Genomic DNA, 15176 nt, shown 5'->3' on the forward strand with positions numbered 1-15176 from the left:
TTATCAGGTGATTGGAAAGGATTCCATATGAAGCATATTGACCGCGCTACCAAGATCGTGGCGACCGTCGGCCCCGCCAGCCGCAGCCCGGAAGTCCTGAGCCGCATGATCGACGCGGGCCTGAACGTCGTCCGCATGAACTTCAGTCACGGCGACCGTGAAGACCACCGCCAGACCCTGCAATTGGTCCGTGAACTGGCTGCCAAGAAGGGCGTCACCATCGGCATCCTGCAGGACCTTCAGGGGCCCAAGATCCGCGTGGGCCGCTTCACGGAGGGCAGCGTCACCCTGGCCCCCGGGGACAAGTTCACCATCACCATGGACGACGTAGAGGGCGACGCCACTCGCGTCGGGACGACCTACAAGTCCCTGATTCAGGACGTGGCGCCCGGCATGATCCTGCTGCTCGACGACGGGAACATGGCCCTGCGCGTCGAGGGCGTGCGCGGCAACGACGTGCTGACCACCGTCGTGATCGGCGGCGTCCTGAAGAATAACAAGGGCATCAACGTGCCCGAGGCCGACCTGAGCGTGCCCGCCCTGTCCGAGAAGGACGTGCAGGACATGGAGTTCGGCGCGGAACTGGGTGTGGACTGGGTGGCGCTGAGCTTCGTGCGCTCCCGTGACGACCTGCTGCTGGCCCGCCACTACATGTCCCGTTTCGGCAGCCGCGCCAAGCTGATGGCGAAAATCGAGAAGCCGCAGGCCGTGGACCGCTTCGAGGACATCCTGAAGGAAGTGGACGGCATCATGGTCGCGCGCGGTGACCTGGGCGTCGAGATGCGCCCCGAGCAGGTGCCGACCATCCAGAAGCGCATCATCCGCATGTGCCGCGAGGCGGGTAAGCCCGTGATCACCGCCACGCAGATGCTCGAGAGCATGATCAGCCTGCCGCGCCCCACGCGCGCCGAGGCGTCCGACGTGGCCAACGCCATCTACGACGGCACGGACGCCGTGATGCTGTCGGCCGAGTCCGCCGCTGGACTGTACCCGGTCGAATCGGTCGCCATGATGGACGCCATCGCCCGTGAAGCCGAGAGCAGCGAGCACTACAAGATGCTGCAGCGCCAGCTCGTGATCGACACGGAACTCGCGCAGGATTCCATCGCGTACGCGGCCTGCAACATCGGCGAGAAGCTGGACTCCCCGGCCATCGTGACCTTCACGAGCACCGGCGGCGCGGCGAGCCGCATCGCCAAGAGCCGCCCCCCGCTGGCCATCCTGGCCCTGACGCCGAACGAGCAGACCCGTAACCAGCTGGCCCTGTGCTGGGGCGTTGTGCCGGTCCTGAGCGAGGATCCCCGCAACACCGACGACATGGTCCGCATCGCGAACGAAGAGCTGCGCCGGAGCGGGCTGGCCGAGCCGGGCGACCGGTACGTGATCACGGCCGGTGTGCCCTTCGGCGTGCGCGGCACGACCAACATGCTGCGTGTGGAACGCCTGCGCGAGTAGGTCGGGCCAGAGTAGTGGGGCAGGGCACTTGGGAGGGGAGACCAGTCATGACTGGCATCCCTTCCCGCCTGTGTTGACCCGCTGTTCACCCCACCGCGTCCTGGGCGTGGGCCGCTGTCAGGGGAGTGTGATGGGCAGGTCAGATTTTTATCCACAGGGACGGGGTTTTTCCACACCCTGCCTGTGGATAAGTGCGGGTGGGTGATCGGGGTTTTCGCGCCCCTGCACATTGTCCACAGGCATACGGGGTTGTCCACAGCCGCCTGTGCATAACTTTCAGGGCGACCACGTTTCTGTCAGGCGGTCGCCAGGGCGCTCACGGCCATCTCAAGGGCCCATGAAGGGGCCGGATGGATCAGGAGCCCAGGACCAGCCTTGCGAACTTGTCCTTGCCCTTCTGGATGACCACGCCCCCCTCTGCCAGAAGCTGTTCGCGGGTCAGGCTGCCCTGCGGGTCCGTGAACGGTTCTCCGTTCAGTTTCAGGCCCCGGTTTTGCATGAGTTTGCGCGCCGCGCCGTTACTGGCTTCCAGACCGGCCATCACCACCAGCCGCGCCATGCTGATGCGCCCGGTATCCGCGCTGTCGTCCAGATCGGCCACCGGGATGGTTACGGTCGGGATATTCTCGGGAATACCGCCTTTGGCGACCGAGCGGAAGCGTTCCTCGGCGGCCTCCAGGTCCGCGCCGGGATGCAGGGCCGCGACGACCTCACGGGCCAGTTCGCGGTGCGCGGCGACCGGGTGTCCGGCCAGCAGTTCCTCGATGCGGGGGCGGGGCAGGTCGGTCAGCAGCGTGAAGTAGTTGTTCAGCAGGGGGTCAGGGACCTTCATCAGCCGCGCGAACATGGCGTGCGGCTCGTCGGTCAGGCCGATGTAATTGTCCAGGCTCTTGGACATCTTCTCGGTGCCGTCCAGGCCGACGAGCAGCGGCAGGGTCATGACGACCTGCGATTCCTGCCCGTAGTCGCGTTGCAGGGCGCGGCCCACCAGATTGTTGAACAGCTGGTCCGTGCCGCCCAGTTCCACGTCCGCTTCCAGGGCCACGGAGTCGTAGCCCTGCGTGAGCGGGTACAGCAGTTCGTGAACGGCGATGGGCACGCCGCCCTCGAAGCGCTTGCGGAAGTCGTCGCGTTCCATGATGCGCGCGACCGTGTAGCGGCTGGCGAGGCGGATCACGTCGGCGTACCCCATGGGCTCAAGCCACTCGCCGTTGTAGCGGATCTCCAGCACCTCGGGCTCCTGGCGCAGGATCAGGCGGCACTGCTCCAGGTAGCTCTTGGCGTTCTCGCGCGTCTGCTCCAGCGTCAGGGGTGGGCGGGTCTTGCTCTTGCCGCTGGGGTCGCCGATCATGGCCGTGAAATCCCCGATCAGCATGATGACCTTGTGCCCCAGGTCCTGAAACTGCCGCATCTTGCGCAGGATCACGGCGTGCCCCAGGTGCAGGTCCGGGCGGGTCGGGTCGGCGCCCAGCTTCACGCGCAGCGGCGCGCCCCTCTCCAGTTTGCGGCGCAGGTCGTCCTCGGACACCAGGTCCACCACGCCGCGCCTGAGCAGCTCGATCTGCTCGTCAATCGGTACGTTCCAGCGGATTTCACTCATAGGTCACTCCATGAAAAGAGAGGCGCACTCGCTTCTCGCAGGTGCGCCGCTCGGGGTTGGATTTCAGGCTGTCACTGAAGCTCCTACCGCTGGCGGCAGGGGAGATACGCACGTCGGGTCAGGTGCCTCACGCCGCCCAGCATAGCAGGCGCGCGGGTCGGCGCTCTAGCATGACCGGCATGAGGACCATCCATGAACTGCGCGCCACTTTCCCCCGGCCGGGGCGGGTCGAGTGGATCGGGCTGCGCCCCGCCCGGCGCGCTCCGCTGCTGCAGGTGGCGCAGATCGTGGCGCATCCGCTCGTCGGATTGATCGGGGATCACGGGAGGCTGGCCCCGCCCCGCCTGACGGCCCTGACCGGCGAGGTGGGCGAGCCCGGGGTGCGTGCGCCCGCGCCGCCGGTACCGGGCGGGCCGGGGCGGCGGCAGGTGACGCTCATTCAGGCCGAGCACCTGCCGGTCATCGCGGCGCTGTGCGGGCGCGCGCAGGTCACGCCCGAGGCGCTGCGGCGCAACATCGTGATCAGCGGCATTCCCCTGCTGGCCCTCAAGGACGCCCGCTTTCAGATCGGCGAGGTGATTCTGGAAGGCACTGGCGAGTGCCACCCCTGCTCGCGCATGGAAGAAACTCTGGGCGAGGGCGGCTACAACGCCGTGCGCGGACACGGCGGCCTGACCGCCCGCGTGATCCGGGGCGGCCTGATCCACGAGGGCGACGCCCTCATTCCAACGCTGCCCTGACTCCGCTGTTACCCTGACGCCCGCCGTGTGGACGCCCGGCACGCGCCCGCTATGCTGGGCCGCATGACGAAACGTTCCCCCCCGGCTCCCCTGATACGGATTCCGATTGATTCGGTGCAGTTCTGAATCAATCCGAGCGGACGCGAGTAGGAACAGCCTACGGATTTCGCGGTATGGAGCCGCAGGCGGTATCCTCCCGACTGTGGCGCAGTGGAGCGGAATCCGTATGAGCGCCACCCGGCGGCGCACGCTGGCGGGCGCGTTCGGGTTCACGCGCCTGATCGTGGAACTGGGTGTCCTGAGTTCCTTCGCGTTCAGCCTGGGGCTGTTCGTGGCCGCGATCGCGCAGGCATACGTGACCATCCGGGCCGCGCTGGGTGAACTCGGCCAGGCCGGAACCACAAAGACCCTGATCGTCGCGGCGGTCGAGCAGGCCGACACGCTCCTGGTGGGGGTGGCGCTGCTGATCATCTCGTTCGGGTTGCAGGCGCTGTTCGTGGGGCGCGTGCAGAACGTCCCGGCGTGGCTGCACATCGCCTCGTTCGACGACCTGAAACAGAAACTGATCGGAATCGTGATCGTGGCGCTCACCGTGAACTTCTTCAGCGTGGCCCTGGAATGGAAGGGCGGCGCGGACATCCTGGTGTACGGCGCGGCCATCGCTGCCGTGGTCCTGGCCGTGGGCGCCTACTCGGTGGTCCTGACCCGGCAGGGACTGGCCCGCGATCAGGACACCCCGCACGACCCGCCGGGACCGGCGGACGGCAGCGGCCGTGCTTGACGCCCGCCTCGAAACGGTCCTGTCCCTGATCCGCGCGCCGCTGCACGCCGATATCGGCAGTGACCACGCGCGCCTGCCACTGGAACTCGTGCGGCGCGGCCACATCGAGCGGGGCGTGATCGTGGAACTCAACCCCGGCCCCCTGGAGAACGCGCGGCAGGCCGTGGTTCGCGCGGGCCTGGGCGACCGTCTGGATGTGCGCAGCGGCGACGGACTGGCCCCCCTGGCCCCCGGTGAGGTCCCCAGCGTCAGCCTGACTGGCCTGGGTGTGCTGACCATGCGCGGCATCCTGGAACGCGGCGCGGCCCGGCAGGTGCGCCCGGACACCCTGGTCGTGCAACCGAACGATAACCCCGCCCCGCTACGCGAGTGGGCGCTCGGGGCCGGGTACCACCTGCGGGCCGAGCGGCTGGTCAGCGGGTACTGGACCTACCCGGTCCTGCGCTTCGAGCGGGCCGACGGGCCGGACCCTGCCTACGACGGCCTGCCGCCCGACGCGGCGCGGCGCTATGGGCCCCTGCTGCTGCGGGAGGGGAGCGCACTCCTGCGCCGGCAGGTATGGGCGGACGTGACCCGCCTGGCTCCGCTCGCCGCGCCGGGTCGCCCGGCCACGCTGGAACTCGCCATCACGCATTCTGCGCTCGCGTGGCTGGATGCCCACCCCGGTCCGGACGGGTAAAACAAAAAACCCGCCCTTCTCGGACGGTGATAAGGAAAGGATAGCGTGGAATGCAAGGGGTGTCAACTCCATGCACTCGGCTCCAGCAACACCGTCCAGCAGCATGTTTTTTGCGCCGCTTCTGTTCGTGGATGCATGGCCGCAGCGTGATGGGCAGGTGGCGGGGGGCAAAACAAAAAACCCGCCTCTCGGGCGGTTATGTCTTCAAGATAGCGCGGTATGCGGCGCCGGTCAAGCCCATACGGACCGACTGGAAAATGCTGTCTGGAACGGGCGTTTCAGGACCGACGAACGGGCATCACTGCATAGAGGAGGGGGCGGCCCACCCGCAGCCACCCACCCCCGCACCGCACTGTGTTCTTTTCTCGCTCCGCTCGATTTGTCTGTAAGACAAATGCGTTGTACTCAGCGGGCGATTTCCACGGCGCGGCTTTCACGCACGACGGTGACCTGCACCTGTCCGGGGTATTCCATGTCCTGCTCGACGCGACCGGCGATCTCGCGGGCCAGCAGGGTCGCCTGGGCGTCCGAGACCTTCTCGGGCTGCACGATCACGCGCACCTCGCGTCCGGCCTGAATGGCGTAGGCCTGCTGCACGCCGGGAAACGACACGGCGATCTGCTCGAGTTGCTCCAGGCGGCGCACGTACGATTCGAGTTCCTCGCGCCGCGCGCCGGGCCTCGCGGCGCTGATGGCGTCGGCGGCGGCGACCAGCACGGAGTACAGCGTCTCGCCGTTTTCCGGGTCATGGTGGTGCGCGATGGCGTCGATGACCTCGTGCGGCTCGCCGAAGCGCTTGGCGAGGTTGATCCCGATGTCCACGTGCGTGCCGTCGATCTCGCGGTCGATGCTCTTGCCCACGTCGTGCATCAGGCCGGCGCGGCGGGCCATGCCGGCGTCCAGGCCCAGTTCCCCGGCCATGATGCCGGTCAGGTGTGCCACCTGAATGGAGTGCTTCAGGACGTTCTGCCCGTAACTGGTGCGGAAGTACATGCGGCCCAGCAGCTGCACCAGCCCCGGCTTGATGCCCACCACGCCCGCCTCGATGGCGGCCTCCTCGCCCTGGGCGTGCATGAAGACCTTCATCTCGTCCTGCGCCTTGTGCACCATTTCCTCGATGCGGGTCGGGTGGATGCGGCCGTCGGCGACCAGGGCGTCAAGTACGTGCCGGGCGACCTCGCGCCTGACCGGGTTGAAGCTCGACAGGATCACGGCTTCCGGCGTGTCGTCGATGATCAGGTCCACGCCGGTCAGGGCCTCGAAGGCGCGGATGTTGCGGCCCTCGCGGCCGATCAGGCGGCCCTTCATGGCGTCGTTCGGGATGGGCACCACGGACACGCTCAGCGCCGCGCTGGTCTCGGAGGCGCTGCGCTGGATGGCCTGCGCGATCACGTGCCGCGCCGCGCGCCGCGCGTCGGCCGAGGCGCGTTCCTGCATGGCCTTCACGCGAATGGCTTTTTCCTCTTCCAGCTCGGCGTCCAGTCTGCCCAGAATGTCCTCGCGGGCCGCTTCGGGTGTCAGGTTCGCCACCTCGAACAATTTCAGATCGGCCTGATGCAGCCGCTCGACGATCTCGGCCTCGTGTTCGGTCACGGCGCGGCTGCGGTCCTCCAGCCGGTCCTCGAGGGTGTCGAGTTTCTCCCCGCGCGCATCGAGCTGCTCGGCGCGGCGGTTCAGGCGCTCGATCTCACGCTTGAGTTCGTCGCGTTCACGGCGGGTTTCCTGGCGGTCGATGCTCAGGGCCTCGCGTTCCTGCGCGGCGTCCTGCTTGGCCTGCGCGCGTTCGGCTTCCGCCTGGGCGCGCAGGGCCGCGATCTGCTCGCGTTGCCCGTTCAGCTGCTCTCGCTGTCCGTTCAGCTGGGCGAGTTGCACGCCCGCCTGGGCCTCACGATCTGCGGCTTCCTGCGTTCTTCTTCCGGCGTCCTGTCTGGCCTGGTCGGCCTGCTCCCTGATGCGTTGCGCGTCTGCTTCAGCCTGCGCGCGAATGCGTTCCGCCTCGCTGCGGGCCTCCTGCTGCAGTCGGTTGTCCACCTCAGCCCGCTGACGCGCGCCGCGTGACTGCCCTGCCAGGAATCCTCCGACCAGACCGAACAGGAGCGCCACAATGATCCAGATCATCGTCACGTTCAGCTCCTTTTCGAGTTGTTCCACGAGGAGTGGCACAGACCACTCCCTCAAATCGATGTTGAAAAACGAACGCCACCCGTGCCGGGACGTTCGACCCGCAGTGTAACGCCAAAGCCCGTGCCCGCGCAGAGCGACCCGGTGCGTCTGATGCGGATTCCGTTTGTTTCGCTGACAATCCGGAACTTCACCGGATTGCCAGCTCCACGTCCGGAACCCGTTTCTCTCCTGCTCGCATCCGCTCGGATTGAACGGGCTTTGCAGCCCATTTAATCGGAGTCCGTATGATACGGACTGGTACGGATGCCGTTTGATTCGGTGCAGTACCGAATCAAGCCGAGCGGATGCGAGCAGGAACAACAGACGTTCCGTAACTGCTCAGCACGATAAACACGGCAAAAAACGCTTGTTCCCGTTTTGTATGAGCATAATATTTACTGCAAATCTGCCTTGGACGAACCAATTCGCCCATATCGGCAATTTCAGTCATTTGAAAGCAGCTTCTTAGCAATTTATAGGGCTGAATTCAGATTCTGAGCAATTTACCCTGCTGAGCAGTTACGACGTTCCTTCGTAATAGGGAGTCGCAGGCGGTGTCTTTCCGACTGTGGCGCAATGGAGGGCCGTCCGTTTCACGTCAGTAGCTGCATCAGCCTCATGGACCCTCCGCTCCCACGGGGAGGGCGCGCTTGCAGTCACGGCCCATGAACAGGCAGCACGAAAAACCCCCGCCGGGAAGGCGGGGGCTGATCACACCGGGTGTGATTACTTCGCGGCGTGAACCACGAGTTTCATGGGAATGGTGACTTCGGGGTGGGCGCGGTAGGCAATGTCGTACTCGCCGATTTCCTTGACGGTTTTCGGCATGTCGATCTTGCGCTTGTCCACGTCGAAGCCCAGCTTGTCCAAGCTGCCGGCCACGTCTGCGTGGGTCACGGCGCCGTAGATCTTGCCTTCGCCGGCGCGCACGCTGAGTTCAACGGCGACGCCGTTCAGGCGGCTGGCGAGGTCTTCAGCGGCGGCTTTTTCCTGCGCCAGGACTTTCTGGCGGGAGCGGACGCGCGCTTCGAGGCTTTTCATGTTGCTGGTGGTGGCGGGAGCGACGATGCCCTGGGGGATCAGCCAGTTCCGGGCGTACCCGTCCTTGACGACGACCAGATCGCCGGTCTTGCCCAGCTTGCCGGGTTCAAGAAGAATCACTTGCATGCGTATTCTCCTTATTTCCGGACGAGCTTCTCGGTGTAGGGCAGCAGGGCCAGTTGGCGGGCGATCTTGATCGTCTGCGCAATGCGGCGCTGGTGCTTGGCCGAGAGGCCCGTGCGGCGGCGAGGGAGGATTTTGCCCGTGTCACTGACGAAACGGCGCAGCATCTTCACGTCTTTGTAATCGGTGATTTCCAGTTCTCCAATGGAGAAAGGATCAACCTTCGGTTTGCGGGGACGCTTGGGTCCCTTGCCGCGCGGTTTGCGATCGGCGTTACTGGATTGGGTCATGTTGGTGTCCTTAAATCTGCGTTCCTACACCCCGGGAAAGGTCCCTTGCGGGCTGTGGGGTTCAGAACGGCAGGTCTTCTTCTTCCGGTGGGAAATCGTCGAGACCTTGGTCAATATCTAAGCCGCCCGAACGGGTCCCCGTGTTCGCCGCCTGGCTGGGAGCGTAGCCGCTCTGCTGGGGGCGCGCCGCACTGCTCGCGGTCTGCGTGCGAGGTCCGGCGGGGGTGGCTGCAGGGTTACCGGCACCTGCGCCTCGGGACAGGGCTTCGACTCGCGTCGCCTCTACTTTGGTGGAATTGCGTTTGTTACCGTCGCGGTCGGTCCACGCTTCGTTGACCAGTCTTCCCTGCACGAGCACGGGGTCCCCCTTGCGGAGTTCTTTCATGCTCTCGGCCAGTTCACGCCACAGCGTGACATCAATCCAGTGGGTTTTCTCCTGCTTCTGTCCCTGACGGTCGTTCCAGGTCTCGTTCACGGCCAGGCCGATTCCGAGCACGGCGTCGCCGGCGGGGGTGTAGCGCAGTTCGGGGTCGCGGACGACGTTCCCGATGAGAATCACTTCGTTCATGCCGCTGCCCATGCGTACGCCGCCTCCGGCGTCCTGCACGAGTTCCGGGGCGTAGCCGAGCTGCTCCATGCGGAGCGACTTGACGCGCACCATGCTGCGTTTGCCGCCTTCTGGCGCTTCCCACTGGCTGTATTCCAGGCTGCCTTCGACCATCACGGCGTCGCCGCCTTTCAGGTTCCGTTCGGCCTGCCACTCGGCGGGTTTGCCGAGAATGGACACGCGGTGATACCAGGGGAGTTTGCGTTCACGTCCGTCGTTGCCGACGAGGTGGTCTTCTCCGGCCACGGTGGCCTCGAACACGGCGGTCCCGTTGGGGGTGTAACGCAGTTCGGGGTCGCGGGCGAGTGCGCCGATCAGGTAAACGTGGTTCATGCCTCGGGCCATGACTGGGTCTCCTTTGTTGCTGGCTGAATCCTGGGACAGTCTGTCCCGGGTATTCGTACTGGGGGCTTGGGGGGTTGCTGGCGTGTTGACCCTTGCGGGTGACCGTACTGTAACAGTGCCGATCCTTTTACGTCAATGGCGTAAAGAGCTCAGGCCTTCTTGGTCTTCCATTCCGGGCGGTCCTTGACCACCAGGACGCGGCGCACGTGGTCACGCAGACGCAGCGTGGAAGCGATGTCCTTCTCCGGGTTGCCGCTGCCCTTGATGGTGTACATCAGGTAGTAGCCCTCGCGGTCCTTGTTCACGGCGTAGGCGAGGCGGCGGTTGCCGAGCTCGTCGAGGCCAGCGATCTCGCTCCCGGCGTTCTTCACGGTGTTCTCGATGTATTCCTTCTCGATGCTCACCTGCTCGGCGCTGAGGTTGGGGTTCAGGATCAGGTTCAGGTCGTACTGGTTCATAGTTCACCTCCCTTGGCGCCACGGACAGGCGGGAATCACTGAGCAGAGTCAGGCCTCGCCGGGCAGCGCAACTCACCACATTACCAGAGTCTCCGCAGGCTTTCCAGAGGTCAGGTGGCGCGTGTCCCGACAGGAGCTAGCCGCTACGCTAAAGGGCATGACTGACTCTCCTCAGCACGCCCTGGACGGCACGAAAGCCGACGGCGCGGGCAACCACGGGTTCCTCGCCACCCTGGATGCCCTGAGCCCCGCGCAGGTCACGTTTGAGGAGTGCAGGGCGCTCTGTGCCCGCGTCCGGGCCACCTATGAGGGACTGGTAGCCTTTGTGGACCCGCAGCGCGTCCGGCCCGTGAGCGGCGACGTCACGGGCGGCCTGAGCGGCGCGGCCGCGCACGTCGCCTACTACCTGGGCGCGAGCCGTCAACGCGTGAGGGCCCTCGCGTGACGCCCCTGGACTCCCGCCTGCGCCCCTTCACCCCCGCCGACGCGGACGCCTTCGCTGCCCTGCAACTCGCAGCACTCGGCCGCGCCGGAAGCGGTGAGGACCTGCTGGCTGCCGACGCCCGCCGCCCCCCAGCGGATCTGCTGCGCCGCCGACTGCTCGTCTCGGCGGGTGGTGAGATCCTGGGGGGCACGCAGCTTCAGACCTGGGCCTTCTCACCACCCGGCTTCCTGCACGCGCAGCTGATGGTGCACCCGCACGCCCGCGCCCAGGGGCACGGCAGGGCGCTGTGGCAGGACCTGCTGGTCGCCGCGCGGCAGGCCGGAGCGCGCGGACTGCACACCGACGTACCCGACCCGGACCCTGCCGACCGGGACTGGGCGTCGCGGCGGGGCTTTAGCGTGCACGCCCACCGTTTCGCTTCGCAGCTGGACCTGACCCGCTTCGACCCCGCCGCCTTCGAGTCGCAGCGACAGGCAGCGCAGGCGCAGGGCGTGACCTTCACCGATCTGAGCAGCACCGATCTGAACAGTGCCGACCCGAACAGTGCCGATGAGACCACCCTGGACCGCTACCTGAACTTCGTGGCCGACCGCCTGACCGAGACCCCGGACCTCGCCGGGCACCCCCGCTGGCCGCTGGCACAGGTGCGCGGGATCCTGCGCCTGGACCACGATCCCCGCCCGGACTGGCTGGTGTTGGCCGTGGGCCCGGACGGCGAGTGGTTGGGGACCACCGCCATGATTCGCTTTCGCAGCCTGCCGTTCGCATACAACGAACTGACCGCCCTGCACCCGCAGGCGCGCGGCCGGGGGCTGGCACTGCCCCTGAAACTGCAGGTGATCGAACGGGCGCGGCGAGAGGGGTTCACGGCCATGCGCACCAACAACCACAGCCTGAACGCCCCCATGCTGGCCGTGAACCGCCGCCTGGGCTTCGTGCAGCAGGCCGGACGCTTCGAGATGCACCGCCTGCTGCCCTGAGCGGCCAGGAACCCCGGAGTCTATTTACGGCGCCTGAAGAGATTCCAGCGTGAACGGGCCGCTTCCTGCACCGGCTCGGCCGGAACGACAGGCACAGTCGGCCGGGCGGGTGGACCGTGGCGGCCCATCGGCCGGCCGGCCGGTTTCCCCTCGTTCTGTTCGGTCTCGTACACCTCGTCGGCGGGCGTTTCACCGAGCGCGCTCAGCAGGGCGCGGCGGATCGCGTCGGCGCTGGGCCGCTCTGAGACGCGCTTGGCGAGGGCCAGTTCGGCCAGCCGCGCCACGCTCCTCGGGACCTGCGTGTTCAGGTGCGACAGCGGCTGCGGAAAACGGGTCATGTGCGCGATCATCAGTTCCTCGTAGGTCTTCCCCTGGAAGGGTCGCTCGCCGGTCAGCAGTTCGTAGATCAGGACGCCCAGACTGTACACGTCACTGCCAGAACTGCTGCTTTCACCGTGATAAATCTCGGGTGCCATGTAGTACGGGCTGCCGCTGACCTTGCCGCCCTGCGCGATGAAATACGTGTTGCCCAGGTCACCCAGCGCGGCGCGGCCCTCCGTGTTCACGTACACGTTCTGCGGCTTCACGTCCTGATGAACGGCCCCCAGGTGGTGCAGGTAGGACAGGGCCGAGGCGAGATCTGCCAGGATTCTCAGGGCCTGCATCAGGCTCAGCGGCGTGCCGTCCCGCTGCAACCGCTCACTCAGCGACCCACCCGGGTAGTACTGCAACGCCAAGAAGGCCTGCGGCCCGAACGGCGTGCCCCCGAACCCCTGCACCAGGTGAGGGTGGCGGAATTGCAGGGTCAAGCGCACCTCGTTTCCGAACAGCTCAGCGGCGTCCTGCACGGCCAGGGTCTCGGCGTGCGGGATCTTGACCGCCACCTGCTGCCCCTGTGCGTTGGTCGCCAGTCGCACCAACGACGTGTTTCCCCGACCGATCGAGCGGCTCAGGGTGTAGGAGGACAGGGCATTCTGGTCAGACATCAGATCAGGGTACGACTCGAGAGGAGCAGGAACTCGGGGAGTGGTCGTGACAGCTTACAGCGACCCGAAGAGCAGCTTGGCCACAACCGTCTGACGTCATGCTGACACACCGGCTCACTGAACAGACTGCGCCCAGACATCACTCGTCGTCGGGGCTGTCCTCGGCCACGCGTTTCCCGGCCAGCCATTCCAGACCGGCCCACATCAGGTCGTCCAGGTCGCCGTCCAGCACGTCGGCGGGATTGTGCTTCATGACGCCCGTGCGGTGGTCCTTGATGTACTGCTTGTCCAGCACGTACGAGCGGATCTGTGAGCCCCACTCGATCTTCTTCTGCTCGCCGCGCGCCTTGGCTTCCTCGTCCTCGCGTTTCTTGACCTCAATGTCGTACAGACGCTGTTTCAGGATCTGCAGGGCGATCTCGTGGTTCTTGATCTGCGAGCGGGTCTGCTGCGACGCCACGGCCAGTCCGGTCGGAAGGTGGGTGAGTCGCACGGCGGAATCGGTGGTGTTCACGCCCTGCCCTCCGGCGCCCTGCGAGCGGAACACGTCACGGCGCAGGTCGCTGTCCGGAATGTGAATGTTGATCTCCTCGACGGGCACCTCGGCCACCACATCCACTGACGCGAATGACGTGTGCCGGCGGTTGTTACTGTCGAACGGGGACACGCGCACCAGTCGGTGAACGCCGTGCTCGGGCAGCATCATCCCGAAGGCCTTGTCACCGCGAATGATGAATTCGCTGCTGATCACGCCGGCCTGCTCGCCGTCCACCTGATCGATCAGATCGACCGTGTACCCGCGCCGCTCGGCCCAGCGCATGAACATGCGGCTCAGCATGCCCGCCCAGTCCATGCTTTCGGTGCCGCCCGCGCCGCTCTTGACGCGCACGATGGCCGAGGTGTCGGCATGTTTCATGGTGAACAGCGTCTCGCGGTACAGGTCGTCCACGCGCGCCTGAATGTTGGCCTGCTCCTCGGCCAGCATCTCGCGTTCGTCGGCGTCGGCCATGTCCAGCATCTCGCTCAGGCCCTGCGCGTCGGATTCCAGGCTGTTGTAGCCGTCGACGATCCGGCGGATCACGCCGGCCTCCTGAGTGACCTGCCGGGCGCGGGCGGCGTTGTTCCACAGTTCCGGATCGCTGAGTTCGCGGTCCAGTTCGTTCAGTCTGCGTGCTTTGCCGGGAATGTCAAAGGTACTCCCGGAGCGACGCCAGTTTTTCCAGTAATTCCTGCATGGACGTGCCTCCCTTCCGCGCAGGCCCGTTGAGCGGGGCGCGGGTTCGTCTACCAGAAGAAGAGTATAGGGACGCGCAGGAACGCCCGTCTGTAGCGGAGAAGAGAAGGAAGCAAGAAGGGATACGAAATCCGGTTGAATGGTTTGCACCTACCGTTCTACCTGTGCTGACTGTCGGACGTGGCGTTGCGACCCGGCGAACGGGCGGATGGCGACTGAAACAACGGTGACCCACGACGTACGCGCGACTGACCGTCGGCAGGACCGCAGGGCAGAAAGGCAGCAAGGGAGACGGCTAATACGGATTCCGATTGGTTCGGTGCAGTTCTGAATCAGGCCGAGCGGACACGAGGAGGAAGGGCAGACGCCCCTTCGCGGTGTGGAGCCGCAGGCCGTGCTTTTCCGACTGTGGTGGAATGGAGCGCAGTCCGTCTGAGAGAGCGAGGCAACAGCCATGAACGCACGGCCTCAAGCGAGGATGGAGGGGGGGAGTTGACAGATGGGCTGGTGGCCTGTATCTTTTCTGAGCCTCAAGCGAGGCGGGAAGCATGACAGGCGAAGAGATGTGAGAACAGGACAGTTCGACAGAGCTGTGCGAGCGGAACACCACCCCGGTGTTCTCCAGAATCGCGAAAAGCGGCGGATTCCCCTCTGGGGATGAAGTCAAAACGGTACTCAATGAGTACAGCCATGCGCAAGCAAGGCATCAAACACATCAATAACGCTCCGCATGCGGAGCGGTTTTGAACCATTCTTTGGAGAGTTTGATCCTGGCTCAGGGTGAACGCTGGCGGCGTGCTTAAGACATGCAAGTCGAACGGCAGTCTTCGGACTGTAGTGGCGCACGGGTGAGTAACGCGTAACTGACCTACCCCAAAGTCGCGGATAACGGTTCGAAAGAATCGCTAATACGTGATGTGCTGCTCCCTCGTGTGGGATCAGTAAAGATTGATTGCTTTGGGATGGGGTTGCGTTCCATCAGCTAGTTGGTAGGGTAAAGGCCTACCAAGGCAACGACGGATAGCCGGCCTGAGAGGGTGGCCGGCCACAGGGGCACTGAGACACGGGCCCCACTCCTACGGGAGGCAGCAGTTAGGAATCTTCCACAATGGGCGAAAGCCTGATGGAGCGACGCCGCGTGAGGGATGAAGGTTTTCGGATCGTAAACCTCTGAATCAGGGACGAAAGACGCTTTATGCGGGATGACGGTACCTGAGTAATAGCACCGGCTAACTCCGTGCCAGCAGCC

15 protein-coding genes and 1 rRNA gene (1 of these 16 cut by a window edge) are annotated in these 15176 nt (G+C 65.5%); 7 read left to right on the forward strand and 9 right to left on the reverse strand.

The features are described from left to right. Window positions 1–27 precede the first annotated feature (27 nt). On the forward strand, window positions 28–1455 hold the full coding sequence (gene pyk, locus QZ271_RS06335) for a pyruvate kinase (RefSeq protein ID WP_291429876.1): 1428 nt from the start codon (window positions 28–30) through the stop codon (window positions 1453–1455). Between the two features lie 355 nt (window positions 1456–1810). Here the strand turns inward: pyk and tyrS are convergent, their stop codons facing one another. Next, window positions 1811–3055, reverse strand: a complete 1245-nt coding sequence (gene tyrS / locus QZ271_RS06340; RefSeq protein WP_291429877.1) for a tyrosine--tRNA ligase — start codon at window positions 3053–3055, stop codon at window positions 1811–1813. 179 nt (window positions 3056–3234) lie between these two features. Here tyrS and QZ271_RS06345 point away from each other — a divergent pair, with 179 nt between their 5' ends. The 3 genes from QZ271_RS06345 to QZ271_RS06355 all read left to right on the forward strand — a co-directional run bounded on the left by QZ271_RS06345 (window position 3235) and on the right by QZ271_RS06355 (window position 5255). Further along, the gene (locus QZ271_RS06345; protein WP_291429878.1) at window positions 3235–3795 is read left to right on the forward strand and encodes an MOSC domain-containing protein; all 561 of its coding nucleotides are present in this window, start codon (window positions 3235–3237) and stop codon (window positions 3793–3795) included. Window positions 3796–4021: 226 nt separating this feature from the next. Next, window positions 4022–4576, forward strand: a complete 555-nt coding sequence (locus QZ271_RS06350; RefSeq protein WP_291429879.1) for a YqhA family protein — start codon at window positions 4022–4024, stop codon at window positions 4574–4576. Continuing rightward, on the forward strand, window positions 4569–5255 hold the full coding sequence (locus tag QZ271_RS06355; RefSeq protein WP_291429880.1) for a tRNA (adenine(22)-N(1))-methyltransferase TrmK: 687 nt from the start codon (window positions 4569–4571) through the stop codon (window positions 5253–5255). Before QZ271_RS06350 ends, QZ271_RS06355 begins: the two co-directional genes overlap by 8 nt. Before the next feature lie 405 nt (window positions 5256–5660). Here the strand turns inward: QZ271_RS06355 and rny are convergent, their stop codons facing one another. From rny to rpsF, 6 genes are all read right to left on the reverse strand, one after another. Continuing rightward, window positions 5661–7379, reverse strand: coding sequence for a ribonuclease Y (gene rny, locus QZ271_RS06360; RefSeq protein WP_291429892.1), 1719 nt, complete (start codon window positions 7377–7379; stop codon window positions 5661–5663). Window positions 7380–7710: 331 nt separating this feature from the next. Further along, window positions 7711–7869, reverse strand: coding sequence for a hypothetical protein (locus QZ271_RS06365; RefSeq protein ID WP_291429881.1), 159 nt, complete (start codon window positions 7867–7869; stop codon window positions 7711–7713). Window positions 7870–8144: 275 nt separating this feature from the next. Continuing rightward, a complete protein-coding gene (rplI, locus tag QZ271_RS06370; protein ID WP_291429882.1) occupies window positions 8145–8585 on the reverse strand; it encodes a 50S ribosomal protein L9 in 441 nt (146 codons plus the stop codon). An 11-nt stretch (window positions 8586–8596) separates the two neighbouring features. After that, window positions 8597–8872, reverse strand: coding sequence for a 30S ribosomal protein S18 (gene rpsR, locus QZ271_RS06375; RefSeq protein ID WP_291429883.1), 276 nt, complete (start codon window positions 8870–8872; stop codon window positions 8597–8599). 61 nt (window positions 8873–8933) lie between these two features. Continuing rightward, window positions 8934–9824, reverse strand: a complete 891-nt coding sequence (locus QZ271_RS06380; RefSeq protein ID WP_291429884.1) for a single-stranded DNA-binding protein — start codon at window positions 9822–9824, stop codon at window positions 8934–8936. Between the two features lie 149 nt (window positions 9825–9973). Further along, window positions 9974–10282, reverse strand: coding sequence for a 30S ribosomal protein S6 (gene rpsF, locus QZ271_RS06385; RefSeq protein ID WP_273990147.1), 309 nt, complete (start codon window positions 10280–10282; stop codon window positions 9974–9976). 157 nt (window positions 10283–10439) lie between these two features. Here rpsF and QZ271_RS06390 point away from each other — a divergent pair, with 157 nt between their 5' ends. Both QZ271_RS06390 and QZ271_RS06395 read left to right on the forward strand, forming a co-directional pair. Further along, window positions 10440–10727, forward strand: a complete 288-nt coding sequence (locus QZ271_RS06390) for a hypothetical protein (RefSeq protein ID WP_291429885.1) — start codon at window positions 10440–10442, stop codon at window positions 10725–10727. Continuing rightward, window positions 10724–11707: a GNAT family N-acetyltransferase gene (locus tag QZ271_RS06395; protein ID WP_291429886.1), complete on the forward strand. Its 984-nt coding sequence runs from the start codon at window positions 10724–10726 to the stop codon at window positions 11705–11707. Before QZ271_RS06390 ends, QZ271_RS06395 begins: the two co-directional genes overlap by 4 nt. A gap of 20 nt (window positions 11708–11727) precedes the next feature. Here the strand turns inward: QZ271_RS06395 and QZ271_RS06400 are convergent, their stop codons facing one another. Further along, window positions 11728–12693 (reverse strand): serine/threonine-protein kinase, encoded by a 966-nt coding sequence (locus tag QZ271_RS06400; RefSeq protein ID WP_291429887.1) that lies wholly within the window; start codon window positions 12691–12693, stop codon window positions 11728–11730. Between the two features lie 139 nt (window positions 12694–12832). Next, window positions 12833–13928, reverse strand: a protein-coding gene (prfB, locus tag QZ271_RS06405; protein ID WP_291429888.1) for a peptide chain release factor 2 whose coding sequence is annotated in 2 segments (ribosomal slippage) — window positions 12833–13882 and window positions 13884–13928 — 1095 coding nt in all. Because the reading frame shifts where the segments join, the coding sequence is not laid out codon by codon here. 751 nt (window positions 13929–14679) lie between these two features. Between prfB and QZ271_RS06410 the strand changes: the two genes are divergently transcribed. Next, a 16S ribosomal RNA gene (locus tag QZ271_RS06410) occupies window positions 14680–15176 on the forward strand; its annotated part runs 393 nt beyond the window's last position; the annotation flags it as partial.

The sequence above is a fragment of the Deinococcus sp. genome, assembly GCF_018260555.1.
Classification (GTDB): Bacteria; Deinococcota; Deinococci; order Deinococcales; family Deinococcaceae; genus Deinococcus.